Source organism: Bacteroidota bacterium (assembly GCA_036522515.1).
Taxonomy (GTDB): domain Bacteria; phylum Bacteroidota; class Ignavibacteria; order UBA10030; family SZUA-254; genus VBOC01.
The window spans coordinates 99,008-123,148 of the sequence record DATDFQ010000015.1; the positions used below are offsets into that span (position 1 = coordinate 99,008).

At 61.0% G+C, this 24,141-nt stretch carries 22 protein-coding genes; 8 read left to right on the forward strand and 14 right to left on the reverse strand.

Features of this window, described 5'->3' with window-relative positions; genetic code table 11:
* Positions 1-4: 4 nt before the first annotated feature.
* From pyrE to VI215_02005, 5 genes are all read right to left on the reverse strand, one after another.
* Positions 5-589 (reverse strand): orotate phosphoribosyltransferase, encoded by a 585-nt coding sequence (gene pyrE, locus VI215_01985; protein HEY6191076.1) that lies wholly within the window; start codon positions 587-589, stop codon positions 5-7.
* A 37-nt stretch (positions 590-626) separates the two neighbouring features.
* On the reverse strand, positions 627-902 hold the full coding sequence (locus tag VI215_01990) for a 4a-hydroxytetrahydrobiopterin dehydratase (GenBank protein ID HEY6191077.1): 276 nt from the start codon (positions 900-902) through the stop codon (positions 627-629).
* Positions 903-953: 51 nt separating this feature from the next.
* A complete protein-coding gene (locus VI215_01995) occupies positions 954-1,643 on the reverse strand; it encodes a CADD family putative folate metabolism protein (GenBank protein HEY6191078.1) in 690 nt (229 codons plus the stop codon).
* A gap of 33 nt (positions 1,644-1,676) precedes the next feature.
* Positions 1,677-2,492: a glutamate racemase gene (gene murI, locus VI215_02000; protein ID HEY6191079.1), complete on the reverse strand. Its 816-nt coding sequence runs from the start codon at positions 2,490-2,492 to the stop codon at positions 1,677-1,679.
* A 163-nt stretch (positions 2,493-2,655) separates the two neighbouring features.
* Entirely contained in the window at positions 2,656-3,453 is a 798-nt protein-coding gene (locus VI215_02005) for a methyltransferase domain-containing protein (protein HEY6191080.1), read from the reverse strand.
* Positions 3,454-3,733: 280 nt separating this feature from the next.
* Here VI215_02005 and VI215_02010 point away from each other — a divergent pair, with 280 nt between their 5' ends.
* From VI215_02010 to VI215_02030, 5 genes are all read left to right on the forward strand, one after another.
* Positions 3,734-4,213, forward strand: a complete 480-nt coding sequence (locus tag VI215_02010; protein HEY6191081.1) for a hypothetical protein — start codon at positions 3,734-3,736, stop codon at positions 4,211-4,213.
* Between the two features lie 3 nt (positions 4,214-4,216).
* Positions 4,217-5,716 (forward strand): aldehyde dehydrogenase family protein, encoded by a 1,500-nt coding sequence (locus VI215_02015; protein HEY6191082.1) that lies wholly within the window; start codon positions 4,217-4,219, stop codon positions 5,714-5,716.
* Positions 5,717-5,751: 35 nt separating this feature from the next.
* A complete protein-coding gene (locus VI215_02020; GenBank protein HEY6191083.1) occupies positions 5,752-6,744 on the forward strand; it encodes a PsbP-related protein in 993 nt (330 codons plus the stop codon).
* A 12-nt stretch (positions 6,745-6,756) separates the two neighbouring features.
* Positions 6,757-7,089, forward strand: a complete 333-nt coding sequence (locus tag VI215_02025) for a YbjQ family protein (protein HEY6191084.1) — start codon at positions 6,757-6,759, stop codon at positions 7,087-7,089.
* Positions 7,090-7,173: 84 nt separating this feature from the next.
* Positions 7,174-8,883 (forward strand): short-chain dehydrogenase, encoded by a 1,710-nt coding sequence (locus VI215_02030; protein ID HEY6191085.1) that lies wholly within the window; start codon positions 7,174-7,176, stop codon positions 8,881-8,883.
* Between the two features lie 216 nt (positions 8,884-9,099).
* On the opposite strand, the gene VI215_02035 is transcribed toward VI215_02030, so the two are convergent.
* From VI215_02035 to VI215_02075, 9 genes are all read right to left on the reverse strand, one after another.
* On the reverse strand, positions 9,100-10,503 hold the full coding sequence (locus tag VI215_02035; GenBank protein HEY6191086.1) for a T9SS type A sorting domain-containing protein: 1,404 nt from the start codon (positions 10,501-10,503) through the stop codon (positions 9,100-9,102).
* Between the two features lie 212 nt (positions 10,504-10,715).
* Entirely contained in the window at positions 10,716-11,975 is a 1,260-nt protein-coding gene (locus VI215_02040; protein ID HEY6191087.1) for an ABC transporter permease, read from the reverse strand.
* 12 nt (positions 11,976-11,987) lie between these two features.
* Positions 11,988-13,211 (reverse strand): ABC transporter permease, encoded by a 1,224-nt coding sequence (locus VI215_02045; protein HEY6191088.1) that lies wholly within the window; start codon positions 13,209-13,211, stop codon positions 11,988-11,990.
* 9 nt (positions 13,212-13,220) lie between these two features.
* On the reverse strand, positions 13,221-13,943 hold the full coding sequence (locus VI215_02050) for an ABC transporter ATP-binding protein (GenBank protein ID HEY6191089.1): 723 nt from the start codon (positions 13,941-13,943) through the stop codon (positions 13,221-13,223).
* A 27-nt stretch (positions 13,944-13,970) separates the two neighbouring features.
* Complete coding sequence (locus VI215_02055) at positions 13,971-15,224, reverse strand: efflux RND transporter periplasmic adaptor subunit (GenBank protein HEY6191090.1); 1,254 nt, start codon at positions 15,222-15,224, stop codon at positions 13,971-13,973.
* Between the two features lie 26 nt (positions 15,225-15,250).
* Positions 15,251-16,576, reverse strand: coding sequence for a TolC family protein (locus VI215_02060; GenBank protein ID HEY6191091.1), 1,326 nt, complete (start codon positions 16,574-16,576; stop codon positions 15,251-15,253).
* Between the two features lie 157 nt (positions 16,577-16,733).
* On the reverse strand, positions 16,734-18,176 hold the full coding sequence (locus tag VI215_02065; protein ID HEY6191092.1) for a CCA tRNA nucleotidyltransferase: 1,443 nt from the start codon (positions 18,174-18,176) through the stop codon (positions 16,734-16,736).
* Between the two features lie 4 nt (positions 18,177-18,180).
* Positions 18,181-19,176, reverse strand: a complete 996-nt coding sequence (locus VI215_02070; protein HEY6191093.1) for a Gfo/Idh/MocA family oxidoreductase — start codon at positions 19,174-19,176, stop codon at positions 18,181-18,183.
* Positions 19,173-20,723, reverse strand: coding sequence for a hypothetical protein (locus tag VI215_02075; GenBank protein ID HEY6191094.1), 1,551 nt, complete (start codon positions 20,721-20,723; stop codon positions 19,173-19,175). Before VI215_02075 ends, VI215_02070 begins: the two co-directional genes overlap by 4 nt.
* Positions 20,724-20,904: 181 nt before the next feature.
* On the opposite strand from VI215_02075, the gene VI215_02080 reads away from it, so the two are divergent.
* From VI215_02080 to VI215_02090, 3 genes are all read left to right on the forward strand, one after another.
* Positions 20,905-21,960, forward strand: coding sequence for a class I fructose-bisphosphate aldolase (locus VI215_02080; protein HEY6191095.1), 1,056 nt, complete (start codon positions 20,905-20,907; stop codon positions 21,958-21,960).
* 38 nt (positions 21,961-21,998) lie between these two features.
* Positions 21,999-23,174: a class I SAM-dependent rRNA methyltransferase gene (locus VI215_02085; protein ID HEY6191096.1), complete on the forward strand. Its 1,176-nt coding sequence runs from the start codon at positions 21,999-22,001 to the stop codon at positions 23,172-23,174.
* Between the two features lie 258 nt (positions 23,175-23,432).
* A complete protein-coding gene (locus VI215_02090; protein ID HEY6191097.1) occupies positions 23,433-24,122 on the forward strand; it encodes a hypothetical protein in 690 nt (229 codons plus the stop codon).
* Positions 24,123-24,141: the final 19 nt, after the last annotated feature.

A 24,141-nucleotide genomic window follows, 5' to 3' on the forward strand; every position in this document is an offset into this window, starting at 1 on the left:
CCGATCATCGGAGATCCGCCACGCCCTCGCGGCTTCCCGGTTTTTGCGCCGGAAGTCCGGCCGCGCAGAGGGGGCATTCGCCCGGAGGGTAGGTCTTGACGTCGAGGGTGACGACCGCGAAGAATTCTTCGAAACCGGCTTTTCCGCCGCTCCGGTCGACGATCGCCCCGATGCCCAGAACCGTGCCGCCGGCGTTCCGGACGATCGCCAGAATCTCGTGCACCGATCCGCCGGTCGTGATGACATCTTCACACACCAGGACGCGCTCTCCCGGAAGAATCTCGAACCCGCGGCGCAGAACGAGCGCGCCCTGCCGCCGCTCCGCGAAGATCGTGCGCGCCCCGAGCTGGCGCCCGACTTCCTGGCCCACGACGATTCCTCCGAGCGCGGGGGAGATCACCACATCCACCCGCTTCTCCTTGTACCGGCGGGCGATTTCACCGCAAAGGCGCGCGGCGTGAGCCGGATACTGGAGAATCCTGGCGCATTGGATGTAAGAGGGACTGTGCAATCCGGACGTCAGGACAAAGTGCCCCTCCAGGAGGGCATCGGTTTCCCGGAACAGCGAGGTGATCTCTTCTTTCGTCATCCCTTCGGCGAGAGGTACCCGGGGGCGGTCGAGCTACTCACAGGCTGTCGATTTGGGTAGCGAGGTCGAAATCCTTCGTCGTGAGCCCCCCGGCGCTATGGGTGGAAAGAGCCAGTGTGATCCTGTTCCACCGGATATCGATGTCGGGATGATGGTTCGCCCGTTCCGCCAGAAGCGAGACTGAGTTGACGAAGCCGATCGCATGAACGAAATCCTTCATTTCCCAGGTCTTCCGGATTTCGGATCCGACGAGCTTCCACCCTTTCATCCCGGCGAGCTTCTTCGCGATTTGGTTCTTGGCAAGCAGCGGCATGGTTCCTCCGGATTATCGGTTCATGGATTCATGGCGACGGCGGGCGCTGTCTCACCGTCCTTGTGGCGAGACGAACTCCCGCTCGACGCCGTCGAGCAGTTTCAGCATGGCCCGGGCGGATGTCCGGGCTGCCTCGACACAGGAGCGCCTCTCTTCCGGGTCGAGCGCCCCGTTCGCGAGAATCTCCCGCTCCGATTGCGAATGGTGCACGTCGGCTTCCTGGTGCACCGTGAAAAATGAGAGCGCTTCGGGATCGGTGATCCCGTAAAACCGCTTCAGGCCGTCGATCTTCACTCCGGCCACCTCCGGGATCTGCGATTCGTACGCGTAGAGCGCCGAAACTCCTTCGAGGGAGGAAGCGTCGCGCGTGAGGGAACGCATCGTATCAAGGGCCTCTCTGGTTTCGGGAAGCAACCTGGTCTGCGCCGCCTCTTTGTCTGATATTCCCAGCGAGCGGGCGAACCGCATCCAGAGATCGGGATGATTTCCGGGCCCCCGTTCTTCTTCGATGAGATTCTCAAGGAGCACCTGCCGCACGGAGAGATCCGGCGTGTTCGCGTGTGTGGCGCTCAGGTATGTGGGGAACGCCTGCACGAAATGATGGTATTGCGCGGCATAACCCTTGAGCGCCTCCCGGCTCAGCTTGCCCATGGTCCATGTTTGGTAAAAGGGGTGCCGGAGCATTTTGTTCTGGTCAATGGCGTCGTCCAGCTCGCGCAAGAAGCGATCGACTTCGGTCATGGAATCTCCTTTGATGGTTGTGTGATGGTCCGGTTAAAATCCTTCCGCCTTCCGCACCCGGCCCAATTTTTGTCCGAGAAACATCTCCCCCACCTCGGTAAACTTGTAGGGGATATCGCTCACATAAAACTGAACGTTGGCCTTCTGATCGCTCGGGTTCCGCAATCCGAGCTCCGTCAACGTCTGCGCGACCTCCAGAGCCGTCGCCTCGCCGGAGTCGATCAGGCTCACCGCCCCGTCGAACACGCCGGCGATCACGTCCCTCAGGATCGGATAATGCGTGCAACCGAGGACAAGGGTGTCGATCTTCTGAAGCCCGAGCGGGAACAGGTACTCGCGCGCGATCAATTCGGTGGCCTTCTGCGCTATCCACCCTTCTTCCGCCAGAGGGACGAACAGCGGACACGCCTGGCCGACGACCGTGGCTGACGGATCGAGTTGCCGGATTGCGTTGGAGTACGCGTTGCTGGCAATCGTGCCGATCGTCGCGATCACGCCGATCCGCTTGTTCCTCGTCGCCGCCACCGCCGCCCTCGCGCCCGGCGCGATCACCCCGGCGACGTGGACTTTCGAATGCTTCTGCACGACATCCAGCGCGACGGAGGAGACGGTGTTACAGGCGACCACGATCATCTTGACGTCGTGTCGGACGAGAAAATCCGTATCCTGGGCGGCATATTCACGGACAACCTGGGCGGATTTCGATCCGTAAGGAACCCGCGCGGTGTCTCCGAAGTAGACGATATTTTCGTGCGGCAGCCGGCGCATGAGCGCTTTCACGACCGTCAGGCCTCCGATCCCTGAATCAAAGACGCCGATCGGCTTGGCCTGCTGGGACTGGTCGCTCATACGCTAAAATAAATATAGGAAAAGGGTCGTGGATTCACAAGCCGGAGATCAGGCAAACATACTCAAATCCCCACGGCATGTCAAGCCAGCGGAGGGCGGTAGCCGAACGAACGCAGGCTAAAGCCTGCGCCTACCGAGCCCGAGGCATCGGTAGGCGCGACCTTCAGGTCGCGTGATCTTCCCCCGTTTCGGGCACCCTCGCCACGATCAAGAAATTCTGATGGAACGGGAAGAGAACCAGGCTCGCCACCCGCTCCGCGGCGTTGTAGGCCTTTACCGACAGAGAGGAATTCATGAGCGGCGAGCGGATGCCGCTCAGCAGGTTGCGGGGAAGCCAGCCGTACCGGGTTACTGATAGAACCTCCAACCCCGCCTCGCTCCAGAGCGCCCTGATCTCCTTCGTTGTGAAACGGAACCGGTGAGTGAACTTCGACCGCGTAAGATGACGGGTGAGGAATTCTATCCAGCTGCGCCGGTTAGGGAAGTGCGCGCACAAAAACACCCCTCCCGGCCTTAGGATGCGCCGGATCTCACGAAGGCTCGCGCTCTCTTCGCCCCCGGTTTCCCGAACATGCTCGAGGACGCCCATGCTCACCACCGATCCGAACTCTCCCGAGGCAAACGGGAGGGTCCGGGGGTCTTTCTCTGTTCCACTCACGAATTCAAAGCGGCCGCCGGGATCGCCGATCAGGCGGGGAGCCCCCAGGAAGGAAAACCCCGTCACCCGGTATCCCGCCTTGAGAAGGAAATACGAGAAATGGCCGTTCCCGCACCCCCAATCGAGGACCTTCTCCCCCCGCGGCAGGTGTGCGAGCGCGGCCTCATAGACGATCGTGTACTGGCCGGAGGTGACACGGTTTCCGAATACCTCGAGGTTGAGCGCGCCGTCTTTCCAGCGGAAGGCGATAAGGTCTCCGGCTACCTCATCGAGAAGTACTTCCTGTGGCGGATTTAATTCCATGGTCCATCATACCTAAAAACGCAAACGCAGTCAAGCCGCCTGCCCTGCGGGTCGGGTCTCAATTTGGCGGAACATGTCATCCTGAGGGAGCGTAGCGACCGAAGGATCTCCTCCTTCCGATCTGCGAGATCCTTCGCTTCGCTCAGGATGACAATATAAGGCGATACCTCCCGTCGAAGGGTGCCAATCTTGAGACTCTCGAAAACATTTTGTATCTTTATCACCCCCCGGGGTACCCGGCCCGGACCAAGAGCTCAGCTTCTCTGAAAGGCATGCACGAGTGGCACAAGAACTGGTTCTCCTCTTCCACCTCATCGGCTTCGGTTTGCTCGCCACCACGACTGTGGCCGGGCTGTTCCTCCATCTGCAGTACCGCAAAGCCCCCGATCTTGACGCAAAGGCGGCCCTGTTGCGGGCGCTGAGACCGATCGGACTCCTGAGTCCCGTCGCAGTCCTCATCCTCCTCGTCACCGGCATCGGGAACATGCACGCGATCGGCGCCGGATTGCTGACGCTCGGGTGGCTCACTGCCAAGATCATCTTTTTCGCATTGGCCGTCATCAGCGGAGCGCTGTTCAGCATCAAGACGAAACAGCGGAGCGCCCTGGTTCAGAAAATGATTTCCGGGGGGGCACCCCCTTACTCTGAAGAGCGCATCGAGGTGCTCGACAGGCAGATTCTGCTCTTTCATATCGTCATGCCGTTGCTGATTCTCATCATTCTCTACCTATCCGTCATCGGCCGGCTCGGAGCTCAATAGCGGATGCGCGAATACCTTCTGTATATCGGCGGCGAATTCGTCGAATCTGGGTCGAAGGAGCGCTTCGACTCGATCAACCCCTTCAATCAGGAAGTCGTCGCTAGCGTGGCGCGGGCAGGAGCCCCGGACGTTCAGAAGGCCGTCGCGGCCGCGCGTAAGGCGTTCGACGACGGTCCCTGGAGCAGGATGACCGGAGCCGAGCGGGGATCGCTTCTCAAGGCGGTCTCCGACGCGATCAACGCCGGCAAGGACTCCCTCGCGGAGCTCGAGTCCCTCGATTCGGGTTCGACGATCCGAAAAGCCAGGGAGGATGTCCACCTCAGCGCACGCGCCGTCAATTACTTTTCGAAGGTCGCTTCGACCGATTTCACCGAGCCGATCGACGGCCTTTCCAGGCCCGGCGTCAGCCGGAACTTCGTGGTCCGCGAGCCCGTGGGTGTGGTGGGAGCCATCATCCCGTGGAATTTTCCCCTTAAGATGGCGATCTGGAAGCTCGGACCCGCGCTCGCAGCCGGCAATACCGTCGTTCTCAAACCGTCGGAGCTGACGCCCGTCACCGCAATGGAACTGGCGTCGATCGTGCAGGCGGCCGGCTTTCCGCCGGGAGTCGTCAATATCATCCCCGGGTTCGGGGAGGAAGCCGGCGAAGAGCTCGTCAAGCACCCCATGGTGGACAAGATATCGTTCACCGGCTCGACCGCAGTCGGCCGGCGGGTGATGGGACTCGCGGCGTCGATGCTGAAGAACTGCACGCTCGAGTGCGGGGGCAAATCCGCGAACATCGTCCTGGAGGACGCGGATATGGATCTCGCGGTCGACGGCGCGTTATACGCGATCTTTTATCACCAGGGGCAGTGTTGCGAAGCGGGATCGAGGCTCTTCCTTCCCGCGGGGATCCGTGAGGAATTCGTCTCGAGGATGGTCGAGAAGACGAAGAGAATCAGGCTCGGAGATCCGATGGATCCTGCGACAGACATGGGTCCGGTGATCTCGGAGCGACAGCGCGAGCGGGTCATGGCCTATATCAGGAGCGGATCCGAGGAGGGCGCCACGCTGGTCACGGGAGGGCGGAAGCCGGAGGCCCCCGGCCTCGGGCGCGGGTTCTTCATCGAGCCGGCGATTTTCACCGGAGTCAGGAACTCGATGACGATCGCCCGGGAGGAAATCTTCGGCCCGGTCCTTTCGGTGATCCCCTACCGGAGCGTGGACGAAGCGATCGCGATGGCGAACGAGAGCATGTACGGCCTCGCCGGCGGAGTCTGGTCGCGCGACCCGGAGAAAGCGATGGAGGTCGCCCGGCGGCTCCGGGCCGGGACGGTCTGGATCAACGAGTGGCATTTGTTGTCGGAGAAAGCCCCGTTCGGCGGGTACAAGCAAAGCGGAATCGGGCGCGAATTCGGCGTAGAAGGAGTGCAGGAGTACATGGAATCGAAGCATGTCCATGTCGACGAGGTCGGTCTCCGGGGGAAGAAATTCTGGTACGATACGGTAGTTCCCAAATGAACAAAGGTCGATCACAACTCATCAGGGAGTCTTCGATGAAACACTTAGCCCTCACCACGTTCCTTCTGATCCTGCTCCTTCCGGGGTGCGAGAAAAAAACGGGCCCCGTTGCGGTCGGGCAGATGAGCGAATACCGCGACGCGGGGTACGGGTTCTCAATCCAGTATCCGGCGGAGTGGAGACAACTCGGCACCACGGGAAAGCCGGTGTTCGTAAAATCTCAGGAAGTGTTGAACCGTTTTCTCGATCCGACCTCCGGTGAACCGGGCGCAGACGTCAGCGTGGAGGTCATCCGGTATGAGGGGAAGCCCCTCGCCCAGATCGTTCAGGCCGCGAAAGACGACATGAAGCAGTCGGCGATGGAGCTGAGCGCCGACCAGGAAGTGACGGCGGGGGGGAAACAATCCCCCAAAGTCCCCTACCTGATCAAGGCGACCAACAAGACGAACATCTACGGATACCAGATCTTCGTGCCCGGCGACACCTGTGTCTATAAGCTCGAGTTCAAAGGCTACGGCGACCAATTCGCCGCCCACGAGGCGGTCTTCGACGCGGTCCTGAAATCGTTCCAGATACCGGCCGTCGTCGCGCAGAAACCCGACGTGTGGCAGGCCTCGGCGAATCTGGAGACGGTCTCGAATTCGCCGGTCTTCAGCATGCAGTATCCCGATAATCTCGCCGTTGCCAGCGTCCCGGCGAAGGGCAAGGATTACGTTCTCGAGTTGCGCGCCGACCGCCAGGACTGCAGCATCCACATCGACGTCTTCGGAGCCCAGAAACTCACGGTCGACAAGGTCTGGGCGCAGAACAAGGGGAAGTACAAGTCGAAGGGGACCGGGGAAACCACGATCGACGGAGCCACGGCCTACTGGGTCGATTATTCGCCCGTCAAGGACATCTCGAGCCGGGCCTACTTCGCCGTGAAGAACGACAAGGTCGTCCGGATCTCGCTCAACTGGTATACGCCGCAGAAAGACGTGTACTTTCCGGTCTTCGAGAAGTGCGTGAAATCGATAAAACTTAAATGAGGGCGGACTAGAATGGACCATACTCTGATCACCACCGCTTTCACGCTGGAAGGGTACAGGGTCGTCAGGCAATTCGGGCTCGTGCGGGGGATTACCGTGCGCTCGCGCTCGATCGTCGGCAACATCGGCGCGGCGTTCCAGACCCTGGTGGGAGGGAACATTTCCATCTACCAGGAACTCTGTGAGAGGGCCCGGCAGGACGCCTACCTGATCATGGTCGAGCATGCGCGCCAGATGGGAGCCAACGCGATCATCGGGATGCGGTACGACGCGAACGAGGTCATGAACGGCGTGACCGAAGTTCTTGCGTACGGGACCGCGCTTCTCGTCGAAAAGACTTCATGACCGGGACGGCGGCGCTTCACCGCGCGTCCCCGGCCGCGCGGCCGGATTCGGATCGCAGGCCGGGAGCCGGGGCCAGGGTACCACATGGATATTAAGAACCGCACCGTCCTCGTTCTCGGAGGCGGCGGGTTGGTCGGTTGCGCCATCTGCCGGAAACTCGTCGAGGAACGGCCGCGCCGGATCATCGTCACCTCCCTCCTCCAGTCGGAAGCCGAAGAGGCCGCCCGGTCGCTGCGGAAGGAATTTCCCTCTCTCGGGAAGAACTTTTTTGTCCCCTGGTGGGGGAATATTTTCGTGCGCCAAACGCTCAAGGACACGCGCCGCGACGACATGATCGACGACCCCGCCATGCGGGCGATGCTCATCGAAGACAACCTGGGCGAGCTGACCGAGGAGACGATACGCCGCTCGACCATCTTCAGGCTGATCGACGCCTATAAGCCCGAGATCATCATCGATTGCATCAACTCCGCGACGGCGATCGCCTACCAGGACATCTTCCGGGGCGCCCGCAGGGTCCTCCAGCAGATCAAGAAGAACGAACGATCCGACAACAGCGCGGCCCTCCGGCGCGTGACGGAACAACTCCTCTGCACGCTCTACATCCCGCAGCTGATCCGGCATGTCCAACTCCTCTACCGCTCCATGCACAAGTCGGGCACGAAGATCTATCTGAAAATCGGGACGAGCGGAACGGGAGGGATGGGGTTGAACATCCCCTACACCCACAGCGAGGAGAGGCCGTCCAGCGTCCTGCTCAGCAAGTCCGCCGTCGCGGGCGCCCACACCCTGCTCCTCTTCCTGATGGGCCGGACTCCCGATGCGCCGATCACGAAGGAGATCAAGCCGACCGCCGCCATCGCCTGGAAAAGGATCACGTACGGAGAAATCAAGCGGAGGGGGGCTCCCGTCAGGCTGTTCGATTGCCCCCCCGGACGCGCCGTGAAGCTGGGGAAGACCCTCGAGCTCAACATGGCGAACGGAGCGCGCGCGACGGGTGAAACGCTCAAATCCGTCTTCATCGACACCGGAGAGAACGGGCTTTTCTCCCGGGGGGAATTTGAGACCATCGCCACTCCCGGGCAGATGGAGTTCGTGACGGCAGAAGAGATCGCCGAAGACGTGATCTACGAAATCCGGGGAGGGAACACCGGGCATGACATCATCAACGCGCTCGACAACGCGACCCTCTCCCCCACCTACCGGGCGGGCTACCTGTTCCACGGCGCGAAGCAGCGCCTGGAGGAGCTCGAGCGGAGGCACGGCGTCCGGAGCATCGCTTTCGAGATTCTCGGTCCGCCCCGCCTCTCGAAGCTCCTCTACGAGGCGCACCTCCTCGAACTCTGTTGCGCGAATGCGAAGACGGTGCTGGACACCAGCGCGACGGACCTCTCGCGGAAGCTTCTCCGGTTGATCTCGACCGACAGGAAGCTCCGCTCCCGGATCATCTCCATCGGCATTCCGATTCTGTTGCCCGACGGAAAGTCCCTCCTCCGGGCGAACGAGATCAAGATACCTCCCGACCGGGGCGAGAAGTACGTTCCGATCACCGCGAAGAGCATCGACCTCTGGTCGCACGACGGATGGATCGACCTGCGGGTTGCGAACATGCGCCGGTGGAAGGAACGGCTCCGGAAAATCATGCGGATGGTGGACGAGGTCCGGGCCCCCGATACCAGCTCGCAGTTCATGTACACTCGGAAGTACTGGAACGATTTCCGCGACATCGACCCGGGGAAGCTGGCGGGCTGGATTTTCAGCTTCGAGGAAGAAGGGATGCGGATGAAGGCGTAGGGGGCATTGTCATCCTGAGGGAGCGTAGCGACCGAAGGATCCCGATCCACGAACAAGATCCTTCGCTTCGCTCAGGATGACAATGTATCGGTAGCCGCAGCCTTCAGGCTGCGGTCTGAGCGAAACGCAGTGAAGCGAAGAGAAGCGAAGCATCGCATAAAAAAACCCGGGATCTGGTCCCGGGTTTTTTTTATCCACGTGCGCTGCGTCGCCGCCCTACTTGAGCAGCACCATTCGCCTGACCGCCTGAAACTGTTGGTTATTCTGCCCCGCGCCGAACGCCTGGATCCGGTAGAAGTAGACCCCGGACGGCATGTTGTTCGCGTCGAACTCGTACGATTGCTCCCCCTCCTGCAGCAACTCACGATCGAGCAGCGTCGACACCTCCTGCCCCAGCACGTTGTAAACCTTGAGAGTCACCAGGCTCGGCTGAGTCAGGTTGAACTCGATCGTCGTCGTCGGGTTGAAGGGATTCGGATAGTTCTGCCGCATCGTAAACTGGTCGGGCGTGTCGTCGAGGATCGAGTACCGCGACAACGTGGGAGTGACGGGCGCGGCCAGCGGATTTGGATGCAGGAACGGCGGCAAGGGCTGCGTCCCGTCGATCCTCAGGGGGCTGAACGAGACCGCAACGATCGGCCCGTCGAACGCCCTGTTGATCCTGCTGATGGCGGAATCCTGCCCGAAGTAGAACGGGGCCGTGAAATGTCCGCAATAGGTCAGCCCGGAATCGGTGAGCGCGATGATCTCCCGGATCGTCATGTTGTTGGACGGATCGCCCGGATTCCCGGGATCGTTATAAATCAGATCGCCGAGCCGGGTGGCGCCGCCGTCGAAGGGGGCCGTCACGCCCGAATCGTTCGCGATCACCGCGAGCAGGAGCACGTGGACTTCGCCGAGGAGGTGGTTATTGTGTTTCTTCACGTGCGGGTTTTTCAACTCGCCGATGAAGGGGCGCTGCCCGCCTTCGCCCGTCTCGATGAAGTCGAAGCAACGCGAGCTGTCGGTATGCGGGAAGAATTTCCTGTCGGCCGATTTGTACCGGATCCATCCCACGCCTAGGGTGTCGGTCTTCATCCCGAAGAGAAGCCCCTGCGGCCTGCGGACCTCGTGCTTGTAGAGAAACTCGAAGACATTCCCTCCGCCGGGCTGCTTCCGGAGCAGAAAGATGTTCGTGGCTTCCAAATCCTTGTTCACCGTGCTGGCCCGGGTGCCGGAGATATCCCACCACCACCTGTCGGCCTTTGCGTTGGGCACCCCCTTCTTGAAGAGGAACCTGAGCGTCACGGAGTCGTGGGCGGCAACGGTCCTGCCGGTAAAACTGAGGCTCTGTTTTTCGCCGGTGACGACGGTCGTAAATCCACCGGAATCCTCGACAACGACCACGTGGCCGTTGAATTTCACGTGGAGGCTGTTCACCGCGAAATCCGAATCGTTCCGGAAGGTGAACCATGCCCTGGTCGCCTCGACCTTTCCGACCTGATTCAGCTTCTTCGACGCGAATTCCGTCTGGCTGAAGGTTCGGTAGACCGGTTGCGGTGGAGGCTGTGCGATCGCCGCGGAGGATGCCAAAATGCCCGCCGTAAAAAGGATTCCGACGATAGCGTAGAGTTTATTCAAGTGGTCTCTCAGTGGTAAAGTTCGCATGGGTTGTCTCCTCATAGGTATATCCGTGGATGGACGGATCTGCGGGCGCTGTAATAAGATAGCCCGATCGCCGGGGGAAGTCAAGTTAAAAATTGTTCATATGCAAGGAAAACGAGGAAAACAGGCGGGCTCTGAAGCGCGGAGGCCCGGGAACGGGGATGAACCGGGGGGCGGGAGCTCCCGCCCTATTCGTACCGGAGAGCGTCGATCGGATCCAGGTTCGACGCTTTCCACGCGGGGTAGACCCCGAAGACGATTCCGATGATCGAACAGATCGCGAAACCGATCGCCGCCCAATCGAACGGGATGATGGGGGGAACGCTCAAGAGGATCGCGGCGACATTGCCGCCGGCAATCCCCAGGACAATCCCGATGATCCCGCCGAGCTGGCTGAGGACGATGGCTTCGAGGATGAACTGGGTCAGGATATTGTTGCGGCGCGCGCCGATGGCCTTCCTGATGCCGATTTCGCGCGTCCGTTCGGTCACCGAGACGAGCATGATGTTCATGATCCCGACACCGGCCGCGATGAGCGCGATCGCGCTGATGAGCATGATTCCCAGCCGGACGTACTTCGTAAAATCGTTGAACGACTGGATCACCGAATCGTTTGAAAAAATATAGAAATCGTCATCGTCGCCGGGGGCCACCCGCCGCGCAGTCCGGAGGATCCCCCGCACCTGCTCCATGCAATCGTCGTAGGAGTCGGATCCCCGGGCCGTCACCATGATGTGGATATCGCGGTCCTTGCCGTAGGCGTCGAAAAACGTCGTGAGCGGGATCGCCACAAAATTGTCCTCGTTGCCGCCGAGCATCCCCCCTTTGGACTCGATCACGCCGACGACCTCGTACTCATGCCCGTCGATCCGGACCGTCTGGCCGATCGGATCCGTTTTGGGAAACACTTTTTGGACCACGCCGCCCCCGAGGATCGCCACATTCTTGTTCGAATTCAGCTCGTCCTGGGTGAACAGCCTGCCGTCGCCGATATCCCAGTTGTTGGTGGCGAACCCCTCGATGTCCTCGCCGCCGATCGAGATGTTCGGGTTCGTCTTTTGTCCGTGCGGGCTCGCGACGACCTTCCCGAAGTCCCACGATTCCAGTCCCACCGCCTTTGCGAGAGAGGTCTTCTCCTTGACCTGGAGCCCCTGGTCGATCTTGATGTTCTTGCGGGCCCTGATCTTCGCGCGCTCGCGCGGATTGTTCGAGCGGAACATCGGCGTTCGCTGAATCTGGAAGGTGTTGGCTCCGAGCTGGCTGATTCCGCTTTCGATGCCGTTTACAAGCACCCCCATGGCGGTCATCACCGCGATGATCGAGAACACTCCCACCGAAATACCGAGCAGCGTCAGGATCGAGCGAAGCCTGTTCGTCCGGACCGCCACGAGCGCCATGCTCAGGCTTTCCCGGATCTCATGGACGACGGTTTCAAATGTGCGGCTCACTGCCGGACCTCCTTATTCATATCTGAGCGCCTCCACGGGATCCATCCGCGCCGCCCGGAACGCGGGGAGGAACCCGGACACCACGCCGACGAGAAGCGATACGAGGAGCGAAATGATGACGACCGATACCGGCATCGCCGTCGGTAGGATCTGGTTCGCGATCAGGCTGAGCGGGTAGGCGATCACGAGCCCGATCACCCCTCCGATCAGGCAGATCAGGGCCGACTCGACCAGAAACTGCAGCAGGATCGTCCGCCGGAACGCGCCGATCGCCTTGCGGATGCCGATCTCGCGGGTCCGTTCGGAGACCGAAACATACATGATGTTCATAATGCCGATTCCCCCGACGAAGAGGGAGAGTCCGGTGATGAAGAATCCGACGCCGGCGATCACGGCCGTGATCGCTCCGAAGACCTGTGTGAGCTGCTCCTGCTCGTTGATGTTAAAGTCGTCCTCCTGGAGCGGCGCGAGATGGCGCAATTTTCGCATGATGCCGCGGAGCTCCTCCTTCGCGTCGTCGATATCGGCGGCCTTCGCCACCCGGACGTTCAGGGTGATATCCCGGTGAGTCCCGAACTGCGTCAGGAACGCGTTGATCGGAACGTAGATCCGGTTGTCCGATGTGAAGGCGCCGAAGAGGCCCCCCTGCTTCTCGAACACCGCGAGGACCGTATAGGGGAACCCCCCCACTTTGATGGTCTGGCCGATCGGATCGACCGACGGAAAGAGCGTCTCGGCCACGTTGGCGCCGATCGCGCAGACCGGCCGGCCGCCGTCGGATTCATCCTGCGAGAAAAACCTCCCGTCGATGATGGTGGTGCCCGAGGCTTCCTGGTACTGGTTGGTCGTCCCCGTCACGAAGGCGCCGAGCATGATCCGCGATCCGTAGCGCGCGTCCTTGGAGGTGCTCGCCGCGGGAGCGATCGCGTCGATGAGCGTCGCCTGCCGGGCGACGCCGTCGGCGAATTCCACGCGCAGATCCTTCCGGTTACGGTATTTCCACCAGTCGTCCCCGCCGACCCAGGGAAATTTCTGGATGTAGAGCACTTTCGATCCGAACGCCGAGGCGCTCTTCTCGAAGGACCGCGTGACCCCCTCGATGGCGGTCGCCATCATCGTCACCGATACGATCCCGATGACGATGCCGAGGGTGGTGAGAACCGAGCGCATCTTGTTCGCGCGGATCGCGCGAAACGAAATGAGCATGCCCTCTTTGACTTCAGTCAGGAAATGCATGAGGATCCCTCAGGCGTTGGACGAGACAATTTTGCGGGCGTCCACCTTGACATCGCTCTCCACCATGCCGTCGCGAACGCGGATGATCCTGTGCGCGTGTTCGGCGATCGATTCCTCGTGCGTGACGAGGATGATCGTGTTCCCCTGCCGGTGGAGGTGCTCGAACAGGAGCATGATTTCTTCGCCGGTTTTCGTGTCCAGGTTCCCCGTCGGCTCGTCCGCGAGCAGAATGGACGGCTTGTTGACCAGCGCCCGGGCGACGGCCACGCGCTGGCGCTGGCCGCCGGAGAGCTCGTTCGGCTTGTGATGCTGCCGGTCGCCGAGCCCCACATGTTCGAGGGCCTCGCGGGCCAGTCGCTTGCGCTCCGCCGCGGCCACCCCGCCGTAGATCAGGGGGAGCTCGACGTTATGCAGAGAGTCGGACCGGGCGAGGAGGTTGAACGTCTGGAAGACGAACCCGATCTCCTTGTTCCGGATCTTGGCGAGCTGGTTGTCGTTCATCTCGCTCACGTTGATTCCGTTGAATTCGTAGAGGCCCGATGTCGGCGTGTCGAGGCACCCGATGATGTTCATGAGCGTCGACTTCCCCGAGCCGGACGGTCCCATGATCGCGACGTATTCGTTCTTCACGATCTGGACCGAGACCCCCCGAAGCGCCAGAACCTCTTCGGCGCCCCCCATGTCGTAGCTCTTCTTGATTTGCTGCAGGTTGATGACGATGTCTTGTGCCATGATTGCTCCGAGTAATTGAAAAGAGCCTTACTTCGCGCCGGGGGTCGGGGACTTCTTCTTGTTGTTGTCGACCTTGACCTTGACGCCGTCTTCCAGCTCGCGGTTGATGGCCTTATAGCTTCCGGAAACGACTTCCTTCCCTTCCGCGAGACCCGAGACGATCTCGGTGTAGGAATCGTCCGAGATTCCACGCTTCACGCCGATGGTTTTCGCGTTGCTGTTGTCCACCACGAAGACGACTTCCTGCGGCTTTTCGTTCTTCTGCTGCTTGATCTTGGAATCGTTGGCGGCGAGCTGGTCGGACTCCGAAGGCTCCATCTTCTCCTTGTCCTTCTTATCGGACCGGATCGTGACGCTCTGGATCGGGACGGCGAGCACGTTGCTCTTGGTCTCCGTCTCGATCGTGGCCGTCTCCGACATACCGGGCCGCAGAACGACGTCCTTGTCGGTGATGCGGAGCTTCACCTCGAAATTCGTGACCTCTTCCTGCGTGCCGAGGCCCTTGGTCTTTGCGGAATTGCCGATCTCATAGACGACCCCCGTCAGCTTCCGGTCCGGGAGCGCGTCCACCGAAATCCGCGCCGTATCCCCGATCGAGATCAGCACGATGTCGTTCTCTCCGACATCGACGCGCGCCTCCATGCGCGAGAGGTCGGCCACGGTCATCACCTCGGTTCCCTGAAACTGGCTCGTCCCGAGCACCCGCTCGCCCAGCTCGACCTTCAGGCCGCTGATCGTCCCGTCCATCGGGGAGTAGATCGTGGTCTTGCGGAGGCTCTCCTGCGCCTGCTTCAGCGCGGCGTCCGCCTGGTCGTATTGCGATTTCGCCACCTGGTACCCGGTGCTGGCCGCCTCGAGCTCGGAGGTCGAGATCAGCCCCTTCTTGGAGAGGTCGCTCGCCCGCTTGTTCTGAGACTCGCTTTGCACGAGGCTGGCTTTCGCCGAACTGAGCTGCGCGCTCGCGCGATCCCGCTCGGCGAGATAGATGTCGGGTTTGATCTTCATCAGGAGATCGCCCTTCTTCACTTTCATTCCTTCCTTCACCGGAAGCTCGATGATCTCGCCGCTCACCTCGGGCGTGATCACGACCTGGACCTCGGGATTGATCTTCCCGGTCGCGGTCACGGTCTGCGTGATGGTCCGCCTCACGACCTTCTCCGTCTCGACGGAGATGACCACCTCTTTCTTGCTTCCCATGATCACGAGCAGGGTCAGCACGATCACGAGAGCGCCGATGATCGAGAAGATGATGAGTTTCTTTCGCGACTTTATGTTTGCCATTTGAAATCCCTTCTGAAGGACGACTGTTACTTGGAGAGCGTTCCGAGGGCGTACTCAGCCTGCTTTTTCGACAGGAGATAGCCGACCACGGCGTTAACTTTGTTGCTCAGCGCCGTGGTATAGTTCGCCGTGGCGACGAGCAGGTCCAGGAGCGTTCCCGCCCCCAGGTTATACTTTTCCTCCGCGATCTTTCTGTCCATCTCCGCGGACACGACGCTCGACTGCGTCACCGAAACCTGCTTTTCGGACGACTCCAGGTCCAGCAGCGCCTTCCGCACGTCGACCCTCACCTGCCGGAGATCCTGCTTGACCTGTTCGTTCGCGTTCCGTTTCTGCACCTGCGCCTGCTCGACCTGGTTCTGCGTCGAGAAGCCGCTGAAAATCGGGAGGTTGATATTGAAGCCGAAATAGAGATTCCGGTTGTCGGTCAGGTTGCTCAGCTCCGTGTTGTTGTAGCCGTAGGAGCCGTTCAGGCTCACCGTCGGCAGGTACCCGGCGCGGGCCATGGTGACCGAAGCGTCGGCGGTGTTCAGGTTCTCCACCGCGGCCAGGTAGTCGGGCCGCTTTTCGATCGCCGACTTGCAGAGCTCGTCGAAGTTCGCATACCGCGCGTTGAGCTGCGCGAATTCCGTCGTGTCGATGCTGTCCGGGATTCCGGTGAAATCAAATTTGTACTCCTGATTGAAGTCGATCCCCAGGAACGCGATCAGGTCCGCCTTCGCCTTCTCATGGTTGCTCTGCGCCTGGATCAGGGCGAGCTCGTCCGACCCGACCTGGACTTTCTGCCGGTAAACGTCCGCCACCGCGACCGCCCCGACCTTGTTCGATTCGACGATCCGCTCGAGCTGCCGCTCGCCGCTCTTGAGATTATCCTCGTTCACCTTCAGGAGCTGGAACGTCTGGACGACCCCGAGATAGAGCTGGTGAGTCTGATAGATCGCCGCCTGCTCGGTGCGGCTGAGGTTGTAGTCGGACGAGGCCGCGGCATACTGGGCGCGGCTCACGTTCGACGAATTGGCGAATCCGTTGAACAGGACGACCTGGCTCGAGATCCCGCTGCTGAAGGAATTACTCGCGCGAAAGCCTGTTCCTCCCCCCACCGAGATCGGGATTCCCTGATAGAAGACCACGCCCGCCTCCTGGGTGCTCCAGGTCTGGGAGCGTGAAAAGCTCCCGGAAAGATCGAGGCTCGGGAGCATCGCCCCGACCGCGGCCTGCCTGGCCGACTGCGACGCCTCGACGGAATTGCGGGCCTGGATGACCGAAATGTTGTGCTCGACCGCCATATCGATTGCGCTCTGAAGCGTGATGGTTTTCGAATCCTGCCCCGGCGACGCCGTTCGGCAGGTCATGGTCAATACTATAAGAAAGGCGAGAGCGGAAACCTGTTTCATCGCGTGAACTCCTGTGATTCGGTGGTTAAGTGGCAAGAGGGGATCCCACAGCATTACCCCTCTTAACGAAAAGCGGTGGTAAAAGTTGCAGAGGTTGGCAGAGGTTGATTGCAGTTCAGCCCGTGCCCTGAAGGACCTGATCCTTGATCGCCAGGAGGTAGGCCAGAGCTGCATCGTGCTCGTTCGGAATCTCACCCTCGAGAATCGCCTCCTCTATCCGTTTCTTGAGGATTCCCACGACCGGACCCGGTTCGAGGCCGCAAACGCTCATAATCTCTTCGCCGCGCACGGGAGGCTGCCAGTTGCGGAGACGGTCTTTCTCCTCTACCTCGCGCATTTTCTCCATCACAATATCGTAATTTCTCAGGTACCGGGCAACTCTCCCGGGGTTCTGGGAAGTGATATCGGCGCGGCAGAGCGTCATCAGGTCGTCGATCAACTCGCGCGCCTCAAAAAGGAGCCTTCGCACGGCGGAATCGGTCACTTCCTCGCTCACCAGGACCATCGGCCGGAGGTGCAAACGGACGAGCCGTTCGACGTACGGCAGTTTGTCGAGGGGAAGCTTCATCCTCCGGAAGACCGTTTTCATCATCCTGGCGCCCAGCTCCTCGTGCCCGTGGAACGTCCAGCCGGTCCCCTCCTTGAAGGCCTTGGTCCGCGGTTTTGCGATGTCGTGCACGAGCGCGGTGAACCGGAGCCAGACGTCCCCGGTGTTCTCCGAGATGTTATCGACCACCTTGAGCGTGTGAAGGAAGACATCCTTGTGGTGGTAATCCTTCCGCTGCTCCGTCCCGACAAGATCGACGAGCTCGGGAAAGACATGTTTGTCGAGCCCGGTATCGTGGAGGAGCTTGAGCCCGACGGAAGGTTTCTTCGACCGGAGTATCTTCAGGAACTCGTCCGTCACCCTCTCCTGGGAAACGATCGTAATCCGGCCCGCGTTGCGCACGATGGACTCAAGCGCCGGGGGGTCGATCGCAAAATCGAGCTGCGACGCGAAGCGGATCGCGCGCATCATGCGGAGGGGATCGTCGTCGAAGGTGCGATCGGGCGCGAGCGGAGTCCGGATGACCTTCCGGGCGATGTCGGAGACGCCGTCGAACGGGTCGACCATCTCTCCCCGCCTCTCCCGGTTGAGCGACACGGCGATCGCGTTGACGCTGAAGTCCCTCCGGGCGAGGTCGCTGGCAAGCGACGCCCGTTTCACCGCCGGCTTTCGCGACGAAGCTTCGTACGACTCTTCGCGCGCCGAAACGAATTCGAGCTTCCGCTCCTCGAACGGGATCATCGCCGTCCCGAACTTCTCAAATGCGACCACCTGGCGCCCGCCCGATTTCCGGGCGAACAATTTTGCAAACCCTATGCCGTCCCCGATGACGAGAAGATCGGCGTCGGAGACGGCCCTCTCCAGAAGCTTGTCCCGCACGTATCCCCCCACCACATAAAGTTCGATCCCCTCTTCGTCGGCGATACGGCCGGCGTCGAGGAGCATCGGATCGTCGATGAGGACCTGCTTCGGCTGATCCGGATTCCCGGGCGGTATGGATGTTCCGGCCATGGCTTCAGAGCGTCAGCGGTTGCCCCTGGATGCGTATCATGATGTCGTGCGCGAGCTGCAACGCCCGCAGGCCCTCTTCCCCGGTGACGGCCGGTTCCTCGTCGCGCTGGACGGCGCGGATGAACCGCTCCAGTTCGTGCTGAAGGGCGTTGACCTCCTTCACCTCCGGCTGCTCGTACACGATTTTTCTCTTGACCGCGCCCGACTCGATTTCGCCGAGCAGGAGCGTGTTGTTCCCTTCCTCCGCGTCGCCGTCGTTCCGAAGACGGAACACCTCCGCCGCGCCCTCGGAGAAATCGATCGAGATATATGCGTCTTTCTGGAAGAGGCGCATTTTCCGCATTTTTTTCTGGGAAATCCTGCTCGCCGTTACGTTCGCCACGCAGCCGTTCTCGAACCGGATGCGGGCGTTGGCGATGTCGATCGTATCGGAGACCACCGCGACGCCGTTGGCTTCAATCTCCGCCACCGGGGAGCGCACCAGGCTCACGATGATGTCGATGTCGTGGATCATGAGATCGAGCACGACGGCCACGTCGGTGCCCCGGGGGTTGAACTGCGCGAGCCTGTGTGATTCGATGAACATCGGCGCCAGACGGTACTTCTCCAGCGCCAGGAGCGCCGGATTGAACCGCTCGATATGCCCCACCTGAAGCTTGAGGTTCTTCGCCCGCGCGAGGTCCACCAGCGTCCGAGCCTGCGCGACTGTGGTGGTCATCGGTTTCTCGACGAAGAGATGGACTCCCGCATCGACCGCCCGGCGGGCGAGTTCAAAATGCTCGCTCGTCGGAGCGGCGATGATGACAGCTTCGACGGACCCGAGGAGTTCGCCGGGAGTCCCGAAGGACGCGGCGCCCGTTTCGGCGGCGATCGCGTCGGCCCTGGACCGGTCGGCATCCAGCACCCCCACCAGGAGCGCCTCGGGGATCCCGGAGAGCATCTTCGCGTGGAGGGACCCGAGGTGCCCGACTCCGATGACGCCCACCCGCAGACGGCTCATTGCCCCGCCTCCGGTGCTTTCCCTGCGGGGACGGCGTGGCGAACGCGGTAGACCGTGAAATAATTCGTTCTCGGGTCGTTGAGACTCATGTTCGGAAACGGCTTCGAGAGGACCGGGACGAGGTCAGAGTCGGATTTCAGCTCTTCGGGATCCGGGGCCCGGTGCACCACATATTCCGGGGCGCAGCACGCTTCGTAGAGCTTGCGCTCAATAATCTCATTCGGCTTGAGGCCCCGGTGAATCAACGGGAGAAGCGCGGGAGAGACCAGCCCCGCCGCGTCACACACCTTCCGGCCGGAGAAGTATCCGATCGCCCCGATGTCGCCGGTGACGACGGTCGAGCCCGGCGGCGTGCTCTCGTTGATCCACCGGCCGATGGGGATCAGGCAGCTCTCCATCCCCTCCTCGAACGCCTCGATTCCGGGAAGGACGTACCGGTGATAGACGATCTGGTTTTGAAGCATGATCAGGGCGGTCAGAACGATCACCCCGGCGCTGGCGCCCCGCCGCCACGGGGAGGCCGCGAGGAGTTCGTAGAGAAAGAAGAAGGCGTAGATCGTTATCAAGGGCGACGTCATCAGGAGGTATCGCGACACCACGTTCGTTCCGCTCACGACGTACAGGAGGAGAAGTCCGGCGACCCACACGATTCCGGGAAGGGATTGACGCGAGACATACTCCGCCCGCCCGGCATCCCGGCCGGCGTCCGCCCCGCGCCGGAATCGCATGAAGAGGAGGAATCCCGCCCCCAGGAACACGAGCACCGCGACTGCATCCGCGGCGAGGAGAGTCTTGACGGCGTCGGAGAAGGTGGCAAGAAGATCTCCCGGCGAAAGATTCCACCCCGCCTTTCCGAGGGCGGTGTTCGGAACCGGCGTTCCAAAGACGGAGGAGGCATAGAGCAGCCAGGGAAGAATCAGCGCCCCGTAGATCAGAAGAACGGAAAGCGCTATTTTTAGGGCGCGCCTCCTGTTGTGAGAATTGAAGAGGACGTCCGCGGCGATCACTCCCGCCAGGAGCCCTCCCTCGGGCCGCGTCAGGGTGAGAAGCCCGGCGAAGACGACCGAAAGGAAATACTCGTTTCTCAGGCAAAAGAGGAGCGTTGCCAGCGTGAGAAGAACGGAGAGCGAGGTCTCCATCCCGGAGCCGGACCAGCGGAGAAACCACGCGTTGACGGAGAAGGCCACCGTCGCGGAGAGGGCGACCCCCACGTCCCGTATGATTTCGAAGGCCAGGAGGTAGACCGCCATGAGCGCGAGGCTCGCAAACACGAGGTCGATCGCTTTCGCCGCGACATAGAAATCGACCCCCATTTTCCCGCCAAGGGCGATGATGAACATCCAGAGAGGGCTCGTGATCCCGTACGTCTGCTCGCCGGCGTTGAACGAAATTCCGTTTCCCTGCGTGACGTTTTTGGCGAACTGCAGATAGATATAGGTGTCGTCCGGCGTGTAGGGAAAGTGGAGGCTGGCCGTGCCGTAAAAGAGCAGAACGATGAGGGGCAGGCTGATCAGCAGCAGAGTCCGGTGCGGGCGTTCCTCGTTCAACTTCGACGGTCCCCGATCTCCGTGCCGTCAAGATTGAAGATTATGCAGGAGATTCGTTTCATGCGCCAAAATATACCAAAAATCGCGGGACATTCAAAGGCACGGAGGGTTTTCTCTTTACGCCCGATTTTTGTATATTCGCTCATTCTTTTCAGCCACCCTCAGACCATAGGAACACAACATGACCTCTCAAGATATCGAAAAAATGCTGGGCGCCGACGCGAAGAGCCTCCTCGAGCACACCTGCAAGGGGATCCCGAAGTCGATGCTCCATACTCCCGGGCCCGATTACGTCGAACGGATCTACGCGCAATCCGACAGGCCGACGCCGGTCCTGAAGAGCCTGAACTGGCTGATCCACCAGGGGCGGCTCGCGCACACGGGTTATCTCTCGATCCTGCCGGTGGACCAGGGCATCGAGCATTCGGCCGGCGCGTCGTTCGCCCCGAATCCGATTTACTTTGACCCGGAGAACATCGTCCGGCTCGCGATGGACGGGGGATGCAACGCGGTCGCCTCGACCCTCGGGGTCCTCGGGTCGGTCGCCCGGAAATATTCGCACAAAATCCCGTTCATTCTGAAGATCAACCATAACGAATTCCTCTCCTACCCGAATTCGTACGACCAGATCATGTTCGGGCGGGTCAAGCAGGCGTTCGACATGGGGGCGGTGGCCGTGGGCGCCACCATCTACTTCGGATCCGAGGAATCGAAACGCCAGATCCAGGAAGTCGGACTGGCGTTCCAGCATGCCCATGAGCTGGGGATGGGAACGATTCTCTGGTGCTACCTCCGGAACGCGGCGTTCAAGACCCCCGAGAAGGATTATCACCTCGCCGCCGACCTGACAGGCCAGGCGAACCATCTCGGCGTCACGATCCAGGCCGATATCATCAAGCAAAAACTTCCGGAGAACAACGGGGGTTTCAACGCCCTGAAGTTCGGGAAGACGAGCAAAAAGGTCTACACGGACCTCTCGAGCGATCATCCGATCGACCTCTGCCGGTATCAGGTTGCAAACTGCTACATGGGCAGGGCCGGGCTGATCAATTCGGGAGGCGCATCCGGAGAGAACGACATGGCGGAGGCTGTCCGGACCGCGGTGATCAACAAGCGCGCGGGCGGGATGGGCCTCATCTCCGGACGAAAGGCTTTCCAGCGTCCGATGAAGGAGGGAATCGCCATCCTGAATGCGATCCAGGATGTGTACCTCTCGGGCGACGTCACGATTGCCTGAACGCCGTCTTCTCCCGGCGGGACTGCCGAGGGCCGGTCGTGCCTAAAGTCGTCACGTTGAGGAAAAATGAAGAGCGCCGGATCACCAACGGCCACCTCTGGGCGTTCAGCAATGAAATCCTGAGCATCGCGGGCGAGCCGGCGGCTGGAGATATCGTCGAGCTGCGCACCCACTCCGGCGGGCTTCTGGGGACCGGGTTTTACAATCCCGGCTCCCTGATCGCGGTGCGGCTTCTCACGCGGCTGGAGGAAGAGATCGACTTCCGTTTCTTCGCGAGGAGGATCGAAGCCGCCCTCCTCCTCCGGCGCACGCTTTACCAGGAGTCCGAAACCTTCCGCCTCATCCACGGCGAGAGCGATTTCCTTCCCGGCCTCATCGTCGACAAATACAACGACCAGCTTGCGATTCAGGCGCTCTCCTACGGCATGGACAGGCGGCTCACGTTGATCTGCGACGTGCTCGAATCGATCTTCCATCCGGCCTCGATCGTCGAGCGGAACGATGCGCCGGTCCGCTCGCTGGAGGGACTCGAGCAGCGGAAAGGAATCCTGAGAGGAGCGGCGTCTCCGGCGCGCATCACCGAACACGGAGTGGAGTATACCGTCGACCTCCTGGAGGGCCAGAAGACGGGATTCTTCCTGGATCAGCGCGAGAACCGCCACGCCATCCGGCGCTACGCGGCGGGCCGCCGGGTCCTCGATTGTTTTTGCAACGAGGGAGGTTTTGCCCTGAATGCTGCCGCCTCCGGCGCTTCGGAAGTGACCGGCATTGACGTCTCCGAGCGCGCAATCACGAGGGCGGCCGAGAACTCCTCCCGCAACAAACTCCCCGTGAGCCCCTCCTTCGTCAAAGCCGATTCCTTCGACTACATGAAGGAAGCGGTCGCCAGGGGCGAACAGTTCGACCTTGTCATTTTGGACCCTCCCTCCTTTGCGAAAAGCAAAAAATCCGTCCGCAAGGCGAAGAAGGGTTACAAGGAACTCCACTCGTACGCCTACAGGCTGTTAAGGCCGAACGGCATCCTCGCAACCGCCTCCTGCTCTCACCACGTGTTCGAAGAGACGTTTCTCGAGATCATCCACGATTCCGCCCGCGCCGCGGGAAAGACGATCAGCCTCCTGGAATGGCGCGGCGCTTCCCCCGACCATCCCGTGCTCCCCGGCATGCAGGAAACCCGGTATCTGAAATTTGCGGTAGTCGCCGTGCGGGCGTAACGGGCGAGGCATGCCTCGCCCCTGCATCCACACTCGTTCCCACGCTCTGCGTGGGAACGCATATTGCGGCGCTCTGCGCCGCTACGAGGTTCGGACGCAGAGCGTCCGGGTATGCATTCCGCCGCGGAGCGGCGGAACGAGATAAATAGAGGTGGTTTGTGTACGGGCGTAGGGTTGACTTTGCCGGAAGCCGGAATTATATTGTGGAGGGGGGTGTTGGATACCTATAGAGAGATGATCAATCGAGGGCGGTGTTCCGTGAGACCGGTACGAACCATAGCGGCAATTTCGGCATTCCTGCTCTTCCTCCTTCCCCTGCTCCACGCCCAGGATAAGTCGCGCGGCGACACCACCATCACCTTCGGCACGATTCAACAGGCGCAGAAACTCCCGGCTCTTCCGGTCGAGCGCACCAATTCGTGGGGCATCGACCTGATGGTGTCGACGAACGGGTTCGGCCTCGGAACCTTCTACCGTCACGAGTACAGCGACGAGCTCTCGGGGTTCCTCGATTTCTCGATCTCGGAGGCGAAGGACGACGACGAGGTGGAGTACATCGACATTTACGGCAACACGTTTACGCCGGGGAAGGTCAACCGGTTCCTCGTGATGCCGGTCTTCCTCGGACTGGAGAAGCGCCTGTTCAAGGACGAAATCCTCGACAACTTCAGGCCCTATGTCAACTGCGCCGCGGGCCCGGCGATGATTTACGTCTTCCCGTACAATCAGGAGTATTTCAGCGCGCTCGGAAAAGGGCAGCCGAAATACACCTTCGGGGGATACGTCGGAGTGGGAGCCTTCTTCGGCTCGGAGCAGTCGAACCTCCTCGGCCTGAATCTGCGCTACTACTACCTCCCCTACTTCAGCGGACTCGAGAGCCTGCAGAACGTTTCCAAGACCCAGTTCGGCGGTTTTTTCATCACGCTCAATTTCGGAAGCACGCTCTAAGTCGAGATCATTCTGACAG

Coding starts and splice junctions, on each gene's coding strand:
- pyrE (HEY6191076.1), bottom strand. CDS start 589: ATGACGAAAGAAGAGATCACCTCGCTGTTCCGGGAAACCGATGCCCTC.
- VI215_01990 (HEY6191077.1), bottom strand. CDS start 902: ATGCCGCTGCTTGCCAAGAACCAAATCGCGAAGAAGCTCGCCGGGATG.
- VI215_01995 (HEY6191078.1), bottom strand. CDS start 1,643: ATGACCGAAGTCGATCGCTTCTTGCGCGAGCTGGACGACGCCATTGAC.
- murI (HEY6191079.1), bottom strand. CDS start 2,492: ATGAGCGACCAGTCCCAGCAGGCCAAGCCGATCGGCGTCTTTGATTCA.
- VI215_02005 (HEY6191080.1), bottom strand. CDS start 3,453: ATGGAATTAAATCCGCCACAGGAAGTACTTCTCGATGAGGTAGCCGGA.
- VI215_02015 (HEY6191082.1), top strand. CDS start 4,217: ATGCGCGAATACCTTCTGTATATCGGCGGCGAATTCGTCGAATCTGGG.
- VI215_02020 (HEY6191083.1), top strand. CDS start 5,752: ATGAAACACTTAGCCCTCACCACGTTCCTTCTGATCCTGCTCCTTCCG.
- VI215_02025 (HEY6191084.1), top strand. CDS start 6,757: ATGGACCATACTCTGATCACCACCGCTTTCACGCTGGAAGGGTACAGG.
- VI215_02030 (HEY6191085.1), top strand. CDS start 7,174: ATGGATATTAAGAACCGCACCGTCCTCGTTCTCGGAGGCGGCGGGTTG.
- VI215_02045 (HEY6191088.1), bottom strand. CDS start 13,211: ATGCATTTCCTGACTGAAGTCAAAGAGGGCATGCTCATTTCGTTTCGC.
- VI215_02050 (HEY6191089.1), bottom strand. CDS start 13,943: ATGGCACAAGACATCGTCATCAACCTGCAGCAAATCAAGAAGAGCTAC.
- VI215_02055 (HEY6191090.1), bottom strand. CDS start 15,224: ATGGCAAACATAAAGTCGCGAAAGAAACTCATCATCTTCTCGATCATC.
- VI215_02060 (HEY6191091.1), bottom strand. CDS start 16,576: ATGACCTGCCGAACGGCGTCGCCGGGGCAGGATTCGAAAACCATCACG.
- VI215_02065 (HEY6191092.1), bottom strand. CDS start 18,176: ATGGCCGGAACATCCATACCGCCCGGGAATCCGGATCAGCCGAAGCAG.
- VI215_02070 (HEY6191093.1), bottom strand. CDS start 19,176: ATGAGCCGTCTGCGGGTGGGCGTCATCGGAGTCGGGCACCTCGGGTCC.
- VI215_02080 (HEY6191095.1), top strand. CDS start 20,905: ATGACCTCTCAAGATATCGAAAAAATGCTGGGCGCCGACGCGAAGAGC.